Source organism: Tardiphaga sp. (assembly GCF_044340795.1).
Taxonomy (GTDB): domain Bacteria; phylum Pseudomonadota; class Alphaproteobacteria; order Rhizobiales; family Xanthobacteraceae; genus Tardiphaga.
Genome location: NZ_JBIISY010000188.1, coordinates 1 through 11704, shown reverse-complemented (window position 1 = coordinate 11704; position 11704 = coordinate 1). Strand labels below are relative to the sequence as shown.

Below are 11704 nucleotides of genomic sequence, written 5' to 3'. Positions count from 1 at the left end.
CCTCCGAAGGGAAGTCGCGATTGGCGACGCATCTGAACACCGAGCAAAGGCTCTTGTTCAACAAGAGACTTATTCGACACACATTCGAACAGGTGTCTAAACTGTCCGACATCGCGCGCGCTCATGTCGTTAGCAGATCGGTTGACATAGCAGCTGACGCCTTAAGTTACGGGTTCACGGCCTCAGCAGATCCGCTTTGCGGCGATCTAAATGACGCCGTGACGTCAGGAAAGCACCATGCGCAGTTCAACGGCGCTCGTGAGATCATGGTTCTTCCGATGGATATTGCCTATCTATCCACTGCCCGTCTCCGCACTGCCATCAGTGAGTTTCGCGCGAAATACGACGTGATGATCTACACCGACAGAAAGTGCGATGGGACGAACGTGTTGTTGTGGCGTCCCATAGCGTCTGCACAGTTCAAATACGGTCCACAAAGCGCACATCATCATGCGGAAATTGCACGAAAATGCGGTCTACGGACGCTGCTTACCAGTGACCCTGAGCTGTCGTTTGATGTTGATACGCCGCGGGATCTGCTAGAGTGGTCCACGAGCCCTGCTGACGACCGGACATTCGTCGAGAGGATCGCTAGTTAAGCCCGGGCGCCTCGCGCAGGTCGCCGTTTAGGTGCGACAGGCGCTGGCGCATCGATCTTCTTTAGCATCAAACCAGCGCGATGGCGCGTGCTGATCAGTTCGCCATCAATCGTGGCACCAAGGCGGCGAGAGGCGTTTCGTGCGGCCTCGACGACGAGCTCGATCACCCTGTTGCGCTCTTTCTTCGTGAGACCGGCGCTCGGCACGCCACCGCTTAACGCGCCGACCGCGTGGTTCTCGGAGTTCAATACGACCGCGCCTGCCGAAAACACGCCGTGACGATTTTCTTCATCATTCGTCGCATATCCTTGGACGCGGACTTGCTTTAATTCGGTGAGCAGTTGCGGGACCGAAACTTTCGTCTGATCGGTGAGACGAGGCAATGCAATCTGTTCCAGAAGCTGTCGCACCTGTTGATCCGGCATCTCGGCGAGCAGAGCTTTCCCGAGCGCGGTCGAATGCAGATACGTCTGAGCGCCAGGCCGATGCGTCAATGCAATAGGGCCATTGCTCTGTACGGTTGCGAGATAGACGACGGCATGATCGCGATGCACGCCGAGAAACCCGTTGATGTGCAGGTCCGCCAAAACGTGGAGTTCCGGCATGACGGCTGAATGCAGGCTGTTCTGGCCGATGAAAGCGTTCCCTACCTGGAATGCGCGATAGCCGATGCCATAGCGAGATGTTTCACCAGACTGTTCGAGGTAGCCGGCATTGGCGAGGGTCCGGGCCAGACGCTGCGCGATACTCGGGGCGAGTTCCAGGCGACGAGCGATCTCTCGAATACCAAGCGGTGGGCTCAACGAAAGAAGATCCAGCATTGAGAGGGCGCGAGCGACGGACTGATTTTCCGAGCTAAGATTGTCGGCTGACATTAATGCCTCATCTGCAGATAACACGCGGCCGGAAGATGAGGCCGACTTACCGTGCTGCGCTAACTATCGATCGTGGTCGACGCTTTGGCAACTTCGACATCGCGCCGCCTCGGCGCATTTCGTAGCTGCTAGCTGTGTTCCGAAGACCGATATACGTGCCAGCGCATCAAGTTCTAGTTGAACGCTGTACCGATATTTAGCACGAAATGCAATGGTCTTTGAATCTGGCGTTACTTTCAGACGGTTTAGGTAGGTGCAGGCCATATTTTATGATGGCTTTGCTGGAAAGCGACCCGACGGAAGAAAATTTGATGTGGCTCGATGGACTGTCAGTCTAATAGCCTCAATCGGACGCTCCGTGTGGCTGTGGAGTTTGAGAGCGTCAAGCGCAGTAGGAGGGGAAACTCCTACGCGGGCCCCCTCCATCTCCGTATTGGACGGATTTACGATCTTCGCGCCTCTGAGCTATCGATCGCATCCGCGACCAGCTGTGCAGTGACGGCGGAAAGCGTCCATCCGAGATGGCCGTGACCGGTGTTGTAAAATATTCCCGGCGCGCGGCTTTCTTTTACCGTCGGCATCATGTTTGGCATCATCGGTCTCAAGCCAGCCCATGGCACGGTGCGTCGCGTGCTCATGTCCGGAAACAGTCGACGCGACCATTCGATCAGCGGCTTGATGCGCTCAGCGCGGATGTCCAGATTCGCACCGTTGAATTCGGCAGTCCCTGCGACACGAAAACGATCCACGCCGAGCCTGCTCGTCACGATCTTCGCCGCGTCATCGAGGAGGCTAACCCGCGGACTGGCAGTTTGGCTGATTTCGTCGTCGAGATGAACGGTGATCGAGTATCCCTTGACGGGATAAACATTGATGTGGTCGCCATTCATAGCGGCAAAGCGTCGGCTTGCGACGCCAGCGCAGACGATGACCCTGTCGAATGATTGTTCCTCGATCTTTCCAGAGTCCGCATCTCCTCTAGTGAACTGGACGTGGACTTTGCCGCCGCGGTTCTTCACATTCGACACCGATGCTTGCGTCAGGAACGTGGCTTCGCGGCGCTGACATGCAGCTGCCAGTCCTACTGAAAATTTATGTATGTCACCGGTGGCGTCGGAAGGAGTGTAGAAGCCACCGAAGAATGTACCGTGAAGGGTAGGCTCAATCGCTTTTATCTCATCCGGAGTGACCGCATGTCTCTCCAGGCCGCTTTCATTCAGTAACTTGTTGACGGTTTCGGCGACGCGAAAACTCTTCTCGTCACGATAGAAGTGAAGGATGCCCTTTTTCTCAAGATTGAATTCGAGGTTCTCTCTTTCCGCTATGTCGAAAAGGTGCTGGCGTGCGGCCAAAGCGAGTTTCACCGTCTTTGCGGTGTTGTTTCGATAGTTGGGGATCGCAGCCATGAACTCCCCGAGCCAGGAATACTTGTGCCAGGACGGCTTCATGTTCATCAGCAACGGCGCGTCTTGCCGGAACATCCACTTGAGCCCCTTGGCCACAGTGCTCCAGCTATTCCAGACCTCCGCGTTACTTGCCGAGAGCTGGCCGCCATTCGCGAAGGATGTTTCCATCGCCGCATAGGGATGGCGCTCGAAGACAGTCACGCTGTGCCCCCTACATAGGAGGGCGTCCGCCGTGGTGATTCCGGTAACCCCCGAACCAATGATTCCGATATTCATTGTACCTCTGCCGAAGATGGCGATCGACGATCGATCGCTTCGCCCCATCTGTCGCGGGTACCTGAGAGCTTTGCCGGCTTGCGCCGGTTATCCCCTTCGGTGGACGCAATGCGCCTCTCTCCAGATTGTTCAACTGCACGGTCCCTGTTGTCTGAGAGTTTATTGGGGGTTGCTCCTTCGACGTCGCGAATGCGATCTCTCCCGAGCAGTCATCGAACGTAACTAAACTCGCATCGCCGCTTCCGTATTTCAAGCAAGATAGTTCGCATCAGGAGAAATCCTTCGCGTTGACCGCTTACCTACTCAATGATAACGTATAGAACAGTGTGCCGATTAAAGGAACGTGATGTTTTCCTCCCTCGTCGCCCCATCGGGCGGTATCGAAACCCCGGCTCTTGTCCTCGATGAAACTGCGCTGTTGAACAATATCGAGATGATGGCTCAACGCGCGGCGGCGACCGGTGTGAGACTGCGACCGCATGCGAAGACCCATAAGTGTCTGGAGATTGCCAGGCGCCAGATGGCTGCCGGCGCGATCGGCATCTCTTGCGCTACTGTGGACGAGCTTTCATGCCTTTCCGATGCCGGGATCGTAGGTCTTCTGCTGACATCACCAGTGGCCGATCCCGCGAAATTGCCCCGCCTGGCGAATATCATGCGGGCATCCCGCATTATGCTGGTGGTCGATCATATTCACCAAGTCACCGCGTTGAGCAGCCTACTCGATGATGCATCGATCTGCCCGGACCTGTTGATAGATATCGATGTGGGGCAGGGGCGCACCGGCGTATGCAGCATATCCGCTGCATTGGACATCGCAGCCCACATCACCACGACCGCGATGCGCCTGGTCGGCATACAGGGTTTCGCTGGCCATGTGCAGCACATCCACGACGCCGCTGAACGGTCCGGTTCGGCCCGGGACGTCGCACGCCAATTGAAAGCATATGCAGAAGCACTGCGTGCCGCAGGGCACGACATTGCGCATATCACCGGCAGCGGGACCGGCGCCAGCGAGTTCGATTGCGACGGTCCGTATACCGAGCTTCAGGTTGGCTCATATATTTTTATGGATGCTGATTACGGCGCTGTTCGGCAGAGCGGCGGTGTCGCGCTCCCATTCAAGCCGAGTCTGTTCGTCCTCGCAACGGTCACATCGATCAATAGAGCCGGATCCGTGACCATTGATGCCGGCGTCAAGGCGCTTGCCTTCAATGGCCCGCCACCGACGCTGATTATTGGTGCGCCGGCTGGATCGACCTATCGCTTTGCCGGCGATGAGCATGGGATAATCACGATTCCGCCCGGAGGTGCGGTCCCGGCTGTAGGAAGTCGGGTGCTTGTCCTCACAACGCATTGTGATCCGACCGTCAATCTACACCCGCGCTATACGGTATTCCGGGAAGATCAAAGCATCGAATCCTGGCCAGTCGTCGGACGATATCAGTTTTGAAAGATGCGGGTGAGCGCGTCGCCGAAGTCTTCGAACGGCATTTAGGGGAGTGTTTCAAATCCCACAAATCAGAACTGATGATGCTGGCCTGACAGAGGACTGCTTCAGTCTCTTCAGTTCCTTCATGCGTGTCCGAGATCGGAAAGCTCGCGCGGAGATTATCAAGCTCGCGCGACGGTTTGCGGAGTTCGAGGAAATCTCCGCTCATTACTCTGATGGAGCCGCTACATCAGACCGGAATTTAGCTAAGAGCGATCGCTATGAATGAAGGCGCATACCGTTTCTCTGCGCCTCGATCGATCTGCTATTCCCAGCCATTGTCGCGATGGCTGTTCCGTAAACGCCTGCGCATCATGTGCGCAAGCGTTCGAAATAAGCCCAGGATCTACTGCAGTGCTGACATTCGTTGGCCAAGAGCTGCGATGCTTTCGACGGCGTGATCCCCGGCAAATGTAAGGCCGAGCTCATCGACGCCCTGCTTCTTGTATTTCGTGGCCAGTGCGAGACACTCATCCGGCGTTCCGAACAGCGAGAAGGCAAGAGCATATCGCTCATCCAGCACCGACACCGGATCTTCGCCATTTGCAAGGCGCAACGATACCTCGATGAACTCGTGTTCTGCGATTGCAGTGTCGAGCAGAAGCGCTTCCTTTGCCGATGGTACTTTCTGGCTCAAAGCCCAAAAACGCGGGACCATCTCGCCCACAATGCGGGTCGCTTCTTCAAGAGCGGCCTTGGACGATTGATTGACCACGCAGGGCATGTATTGAACGACGGCCCCGCCAGCTTTTGACGGCCGGGCATCTCGCATGAGCTCGGCCGAGTGACCTGCATATCCCGCCGAACACATGTTCGAGACGAGGAGACCATCGGCGCCCTCGCCAGCGAGCTTGACGGTCAGATTGCCTCTGCCGGCAAGGAAGATGGGAATGTCATGTTTAGGTGGCTGCTCAAGCTTGACCTTCTTGGCCGAGAACCGGGGGCCGGTGTAGTCGACTTCTTCACCGCGAAGCAGGCCACGAAGAATCGCGATGGCATCCCGGAGTGCAGGAACGGGCCGTTGGGCATCGATTTCGAGTTTGGCGGTTGCCGACATGATGCCGGCGCCGATGCTGATGCTGGCCCGATCGCCAGCGAGGTCGCTGAGCGCGGCCATTTCCATCGCCATCATCGCGGGATGTCGCGTGAACGGATTGAAGACGCCGGCATGAATGTGGATACGCTTTGTGGCTGCGGCGCATGCAGCTGCAGCGGGCCAAATGCCCCTGGCAAATGCATTTTCGGCAAACCATACACCGGCGAGGCCGGCCCTATCGGCTGCGACTGCCATTTCGACGCATTCCTGCGGCGTCACGGAGCCGTCAACGCGTATGCCAAGTTTAGGGGTATCGTTCATGGTCGCTCCTCGGCGCCTTCCAATGCAACATGCTCCGTCTTCGCACGCGCTTCCTGAATCAGTTTCCACAGTCGGGGAGGGGAGAGTGGCAGTTCGGTCGGCTCGACCGACATGGATGCAAGAGCGGAGGCTACGGCGTTAGCGATCACGCCGCCGACTGAGATTAATCCGCCTTCGCCTGCACCTTTCGCTCCCAGAGGATTGTTCGGACAAGGATGCACGCCAAGCGAATCTCCTCTTATGGAGGGGAAGTCCGTGGATGTCGGGAGTAGGTAGTCTGCGAAAGAACCCGTCAGCAGTTGTCCCTGGTCGTCATATTGAAGATGCTCGAGGAATGTGCTGCCGAGCCCCTGTACGATGGAGCCCAGGATCTGGCCGTGCAACACGGCCGGATTGATGACGCGGCCGACGTCATCGACGGTGACATAATCGAGAACTTTCACTTCGCCGGTCAATGGATCAACCGCTATGTGCGCGGCGTGACATCCGTAGCTGTAAGTGAGCTTTTTGTTTTCGAACCGCTCCTCTACGGTGAGGCCTGCAAACTTGGTGAACTCGTGGCTCTCAGCCCCATAAGAAACGAGTCCGTCAGCGATAACGACTTCAGACACGTCGCAGTCGAGCGCCTTCGCGGCCTCTTCTCGCAGTAATTTCAGGAATGATGTAGCGGCCAGCAGGATCGCCGACCCGCCCATCACAGTGGAGCGGGAATGAAAAGATCCTACGCCCTTGGTGACCAGCGTGGTCGATCCGTGCAGCAGTCGTATGCGGTCAATCGGCAGCGAGAGCGCATCGGCCGCGATCTGGCTGAGGATGGTTTGGAGACCCTGGCCCGAAGCGGTCGAGCCGACTGCCACCAATATCGTCCCTTCCTGCGCGATCGTGATGCGAGCATTCTCGAACCGGCCACCAGCGCCGCCTTCGACGAAATTCCCGACCCCGATCCCGTGATGCCATCCATCGACAACCCGGCCCTGGAGCGATTTCTTCTCGTCCCAGCCAAACTTGTCCAGGCACAGCCGCATGATGTGGCCGTAGTCTCCGTTATCGAGTTCGGTCTGCCAGGTCTGATCCAGGCCAATCATTGTCGCGAGAGGGCGCGGCAGTTCATCCTTGGATATGAGATTCTTCAACCGCAGCTCTGCCGGATCGATCCCCAGATCTCGTGCTGCCATATCCAGCAGACGCTCGAAAAAGAAGCTGGCCTCATAGCGCCCCGGGCCGCGATAGGTGCCGGTCGGCGTTTTGTTGGTCAAGTAGGAATGCGACGCGATCGAGATGTTCGGTACGCGATATGGCCCGCTCACGAACTGAACGACGTTCCGGGGAGCGGTGAGCCCGTTTGTTCGGACATAAGCGCCTAGATCGACATTGACCTCGCCCCGCACGCCGAGGACGATGCCGTCCGAACTGCAGGCGATCTCAAGCTCCGCATACATTTCCCGCGCATGGTTCATGGCCGAGAGATGTTCGCGACGATCTTCGATCCATCGGACTGGTGCCTTCAGATGTCGAGCGGCGAACGGGATCAGAAAATCTTCAGGATAAAACTCGCCGCGCGCACCGAAGCCGCCGCCGACATCGACCTCGATCAGATCGACCTGAACCTCGTCGAGGCCAAGCATATTTGCGAGGACTGACCGATTGAAGAACGGAACTTTTGTCGCGCCGGTGACGACCATTTTCTGCGACCGATCGTCCCATTCCGCGACGAGGCCTCTTGTTTCCATGGGGCAGGCCGTATGGCGCTGCACGCCAAAGCGCTCTTTCTTGCGGTAAGCGGCTGACGCGAATGCGACATCCGTATCGCCCATTTGCCCAACGAACGTCGTGGCCAAATTAGACTGGGCGTCATCGAACAACAGGAACGTTGCTGCGGCGGATACGCTGTAGCTGGAAGCAACAGGAAGCTCACCATATTCAACATCGACAAGCTCTGCTGCGTCTTCGGCGATCCATTGCTCTGACGCGACGATTAAGGCGATAGGCTCACCAACGTAACGTACCTTGTCGCTGGCGATGATCGGTTGCTTGAACCGCTCGCCTTCGGGCGTGCCATGCTGTCGGATCGGGATCGTTGGAATGACGCCGATATCCCCCGCAGTGATCACTGCGGCGACACCGTCCAGCGCCTCTGCGGCGGCCGCATTGATCGACTTGATCACACCGTGTGCGATCGTGCTTCGCAGAACGACGGCATATAGAAGGTTGTCGGGCTTCAGGTCCGCGACAAACGTGCCTGAACCGACAAGAAGACGAAGGTCTTCGATACGATCCAGCGGGCTTCCGACATAATTATTCACGTTCACCATGTCACAGCTTCTCGGTTCTGTAGCTGGATTGGGCGTCCTGTACCGCAGCGATAATCTGGACGTAGCCGGTGCATCTGCAGACATTGCCAGACAGCACCTCGCGGATGCGCTCTTCGCTTGCCTCGGGCTCGTCCAGCAACAGTGCGTGCATCGTGGTTAGGATGCCTGGCGTGCAAAATCCGCATTGCACAGCATGATGCTTTCTGAAAGCCTGCTGCAACGGCGACATTGCGCCATCAAGCGACAGCCCTTCGATCGTGACGATGTCGCTTCCATCGGCCTGGACAGCCAGCATCAGACATGATCGCACTGCCAATCCGTCGACGATGACAGTGCAGGCTCCGCATACGCCGTGCTCGCAACCAATATGGGTGCCGGTGAGGCGCGCGTCGTCGCGAATGGCGTCGGCCAGGGTCGTGCGTTGCGATACGTTCACGGAGGTCGTGTGACCGTTCAGGGTGAGCGAGATCGATGTCTTAGTCATGCGGCCGCCGAGCGTGCGCTTCATCGAGTGCGCGCATTATGAGGGTTTCGAGGAGGGCCCGGCGATAGTTGGCGTCGGCGTGAATGTCGCTTCTGATGTCCAGATCTGCCACGCCCGCGGCTGCCGCGCGGGCAAAGATTTCGGCATTGGGAGGGCTTCCGCTCAGGGTGCCCTCTGCTTCGGATAGGCGAAGTGGCTGGTCACCGACGCCGAATGCGCCGATCCGGGGCTGATCGATGCAGCCGTCCTTCATCTCGAATTGCACGATCGCCCCCGCCAACGCGAAGTCGCCCTTGCGCCGAGCAAACTCCTTGACGGCATAGCGTCGATCACCGGGCCAAGCAGGAAGTTCAAGGGATACGATCATTTCATTGTGCTCCAAGGCGGTCATCAAGGGAGCAAGAAAGAAGTCTTCCGCATTCACCGATCTCAAGCCTGCAGGGCCGATGATGTTAATCTTGGCGCCGCATGCGACGGCGACGGCTGGCAGTTCCGAGGCCGGATCGCCATGCGCGAGGCTTCCACCCACGGTTCCGCGATTTCGGATCGCATAATGGGCGACGTGTTTCACGGCTTCGACAAGGAGCGGATGAGCGACAGAGAGAGTCGTGTTCTGCTCGATATCGCGCCAGCGAACTCTGGCGCCCAATGTCACGCTGCGGTCTGAAACGACGATTTCGTTAAGGCCGTTGATGTTCTTGATGTCGATCAAGATGCTGCAGGACGCTAGGCGGAAGGCCAGCATCGGCATCAAGCTTTGGCCGCCGCTCAAAATCTTAGCGTCACCATCGTGCTGGTCCAAGAGAGCGATCGTCTCTTCGATTGAGAATGGGCTCAAGTAAGTAATAGCGGGTAATTTCACGATGCGTCTTCCAGTGTGCCGATAACCAGAACGCTGTTTCCAATACCATCGCATGGTGGATTCTATGAGTCAATTTTCTTTCGGTGTTGACAGCAGTGTGTTGCTGGATCACTCTTGTGAAACAGCGTCCCGTTATTCGGCACACAGGGTTTATGATGCTTACCAATATCCCACGGCTAAATGCGCTCATGAAGAAGGGCGGCTTCGACGCGGTCATAGCGACCTGCGCCGAGAATGTGACTTACCTCAGTGGCTTTTGGGCGATGTCGCAATGGGTGCGTCGCGGGCCGCAAGCCTACGCTCTGTATGTAGGGTCTCCAGAAAAATCCTCGCTCATTATCAATACGAGCCTGTTGGATCTGGTGCCGGACCAGCACCCCTGGATGAGCGACATTCGCCGATACGGGTACTTCCAGGTCGATTTCGACGGCACAAGCACCCCGAATGAGACCTACGAGAGCCAGAAACGACTGTTTGCAACCAGTTCTTCTGACAGTTCGGTTGAAGCGCTGGTTGCGGCCATGAGGGACTACGGAGTTGAGCGCGGCACAGTCGCAATCGACGAGATGGGAATCACGCCGCAATGCATGGAGCAGCTGCAAGAAGCGCTGCCGAATGTGCGCTTCGTTCGTAGCTTCTCGCTGTTTGAGAATGTGCGGGCGATCAAGACGCTCGGAGAGATCGAGATTTTAAGGTCGGCTGCGCGCATCACCGAGGGAGCGATCGAGGCCGCGCTGTCCGTTGCCAGAGAGGGCGTCACCGAGCGGGAAATGATGCGCAAGTTCAACGCATATCTCGCCGAGAATGACACCGCGCCAGTGGTTGGGTGTCTTGGATTTGGCAATCGATCGGCACTCAGCAACGTCCAGCCATCCGATCGTGCGCTTCGGGATGGCGATCTCATCCGCTTCGATGTCGGCGGGCGCTATCGGCATTATCGATCCGACATGTCGCGGGGCGCGGCATTGGGTGAGCCCGGCGAGAAAGTGCGGAAATATTATTCGGCAGTCGAGAAGGGCGTGCTGCGCGCCTATGATGTGATCAGGCCTGGACTGAAGGTCTCTGAACTGTTCGACGAGGTGGTCGGCACCGTGCAGCGGGAAGGTATTCCGCATTATGCCCGAAGCCATGTCGGTCATGGCATTGGTGTCGACGGTTATGATCCGCCGAACATCGCGGCAAGCGCGAATATGGTGCTCGAAGAAGACATGGTGATCTGCGTCGAGACGCCATATTACGAGATCGGATTTGCCGGCTTGCAGGTCGAAGACATGATTCGTGTGACGCGGAACGGCGCGGAATCCTTGATGTCGCTGCCCACAGCGATCCGTATCCTTTAGCTTTCCTCGCTACCAACTCGGGAGTTACGAGAATGAAGTTTTCGATCTGCCTTTCGACTGGCTATGAAGGCCTCGTGTATCCGGTCAATTTCTGCAAGCCGCAGGACTTGGTGCGCCAGTCGCAGCTGGCTGAGAAGCTGGGATTCGACTCGGTGTGGGGCAATGACCACATCACGACACCGAACTATGTCAGGGATCATTTTACGGATTCTCCGAATTTTTATGATGTGCTGATTACGCTGGCTATGATTGCGCAGGCGACGACGACCCTGCGCGTCGGTACAGCACTCTTGGTCGTTCCGAACCGCGAGCCCGTATATCTGACCAAGCAGATAGCGACGATCGATCAGATGTCGGGTGGACGTCTCATGATCGCGGTTGGCCTCGGTGCCTATCGGGAAGAGTTCGAAGCCTGGGTTGGCAACCGCTACGAAAAACCTCACCGCGGCGACATGATGGAAGAGGGACTCGAGATCTTCCGCAAGCTGACGACGGAGAAGGTTTCATCTTATGATGGAAAATACTACTCCTACAAAGATCTCGAGATGTTCCCGAAGCCGCTGCAGAATCCGTTTCCGCTCTATATCGGCGGCCACAATATGAAGGCGGTCGAGCGCGCGGTCGAGATCGGGCAAGGTTGGCTGCCTGGGTGGCGCCCGCTCAATGAGATCGCCGAGCGAATTCAGGCGTTGAAGGCAGCT

The 11704-nt window shown here is 57.3% G+C and carries 10 protein-coding genes and 1 riboswitch; of the genes, 4 read left to right on the top strand and 6 right to left on the bottom strand.

The window, feature by feature from the left end:
* The coding region (gene cofC, locus ACIQ17_RS24470) for a 2-phospho-L-lactate guanylyltransferase (RefSeq protein ID WP_398471835.1) at window positions 1-599 on the top strand (599 nt) is incomplete at its 5' end.
* On the opposite strand, the gene ACIQ17_RS24465 is transcribed toward cofC, so the two are convergent.
* Together ACIQ17_RS24465 and ACIQ17_RS24460 are read right to left on the bottom strand one after the other, a co-directional pair.
* On the bottom strand, window positions 596-1474 hold the full coding sequence (locus ACIQ17_RS24465) for an IclR family transcriptional regulator (protein ID WP_398471833.1): 879 nt from the start codon (window positions 1472-1474) through the stop codon (window positions 596-598). The two genes, cofC and ACIQ17_RS24465, sit on opposite strands and share 4 nt — an antisense overlap.
* A gap of 443 nt (window positions 1475-1917) precedes the next feature.
* Window positions 1918-3156: a D-amino acid dehydrogenase gene (locus ACIQ17_RS24460; RefSeq protein WP_398471832.1), complete on the bottom strand. Its 1239-nt coding sequence runs from the start codon at window positions 3154-3156 to the stop codon at window positions 1918-1920.
* 128 nt (window positions 3157-3284) lie between these two features.
* Window positions 3285-3370, bottom strand: a riboswitch (glycine riboswitch).
* Window positions 3371-3502: 132 nt separating this feature from the next.
* Between ACIQ17_RS24460 and ACIQ17_RS24455 the strand changes: the two genes are divergently transcribed.
* Entirely contained in the window at window positions 3503-4609 is a 1107-nt protein-coding gene (locus tag ACIQ17_RS24455) for a DSD1 family PLP-dependent enzyme (RefSeq protein WP_398471831.1), read from the top strand.
* 385 nt (window positions 4610-4994) lie between these two features.
* On the opposite strand, the gene ACIQ17_RS24450 is transcribed toward ACIQ17_RS24455, so the two are convergent.
* Genes ACIQ17_RS24450 through ACIQ17_RS24435 form a run of 4 tightly spaced genes read right to left on the bottom strand, consistent with a single transcriptional unit; the run spans window position 4995 to window position 9663 of the window.
* The gene (locus tag ACIQ17_RS24450) at window positions 4995-6005 is read right to left on the bottom strand and encodes an LLM class flavin-dependent oxidoreductase (protein ID WP_398471829.1); all 1011 of its coding nucleotides are present in this window, start codon (window positions 6003-6005) and stop codon (window positions 4995-4997) included.
* Window positions 6002-8317, bottom strand: coding sequence for a xanthine dehydrogenase family protein molybdopterin-binding subunit (locus tag ACIQ17_RS24445; protein ID WP_398471828.1), 2316 nt, complete (start codon window positions 8315-8317; stop codon window positions 6002-6004). The genes ACIQ17_RS24450 and ACIQ17_RS24445 overlap by 4 nt, the downstream gene beginning before the upstream one ends.
* A gap of 1 nt (window position 8318) precedes the next feature.
* The gene (locus ACIQ17_RS24440; RefSeq protein WP_398471827.1) at window positions 8319-8825 is read right to left on the bottom strand and encodes a (2Fe-2S)-binding protein; all 507 of its coding nucleotides are present in this window, start codon (window positions 8823-8825) and stop codon (window positions 8319-8321) included.
* Complete coding sequence (locus tag ACIQ17_RS24435) at window positions 8794-9663, bottom strand: FAD binding domain-containing protein (RefSeq protein WP_398471826.1); 870 nt, start codon at window positions 9661-9663, stop codon at window positions 8794-8796. Before ACIQ17_RS24435 ends, ACIQ17_RS24440 begins: the two co-directional genes overlap by 32 nt.
* A gap of 116 nt (window positions 9664-9779) precedes the next feature.
* Here ACIQ17_RS24435 and ACIQ17_RS24430 point away from each other — a divergent pair, with 116 nt between their 5' ends.
* Both ACIQ17_RS24430 and ACIQ17_RS24425 read left to right on the top strand, forming a co-directional pair.
* Window positions 9780-11003 carry a M24 family metallopeptidase gene (locus ACIQ17_RS24430; protein WP_398471824.1) on the top strand — a complete coding sequence of 408 codons (1224 nt, stop codon included), beginning with the start codon at window positions 9780-9782 and terminating at the stop codon, window positions 11001-11003.
* A 32-nt stretch (window positions 11004-11035) separates the two neighbouring features.
* Window positions 11036-11704: LLM class flavin-dependent oxidoreductase (locus ACIQ17_RS24425; RefSeq protein ID WP_398471823.1), on the top strand; the 669-nt coding region annotated here is incomplete at its 3' end.

Excerpts from the sequence above, each read along its gene's own strand:
- ACIQ17_RS24465 (WP_398471833.1), bottom strand. The coding sequence starts at position 1,474 with ATGTCAGCCGACAATCTTAGCTCGGAAAATCAGTCCGTCGCTCGCGCC.
- ACIQ17_RS24460 (WP_398471832.1), bottom strand. The coding sequence starts at position 3,156 with ATGAATATCGGAATCATTGGTTCGGGGGTTACCGGAATCACCACGGCG.
- ACIQ17_RS24455 (WP_398471831.1), top strand. The coding sequence starts at position 3,503 with ATGTTTTCCTCCCTCGTCGCCCCATCGGGCGGTATCGAAACCCCGGCT.
- ACIQ17_RS24450 (WP_398471829.1), bottom strand. The coding sequence starts at position 6,005 with ATGAACGATACCCCTAAACTTGGCATACGCGTTGACGGCTCCGTGACG.
- ACIQ17_RS24445 (WP_398471828.1), bottom strand. The coding sequence starts at position 8,317 with ATGGTGAACGTGAATAATTATGTCGGAAGCCCGCTGGATCGTATCGAA.
- ACIQ17_RS24440 (WP_398471827.1), bottom strand. The coding sequence starts at position 8,825 with ATGAAGCGCACGCTCGGCGGCCGCATGACTAAGACATCGATCTCGCTC.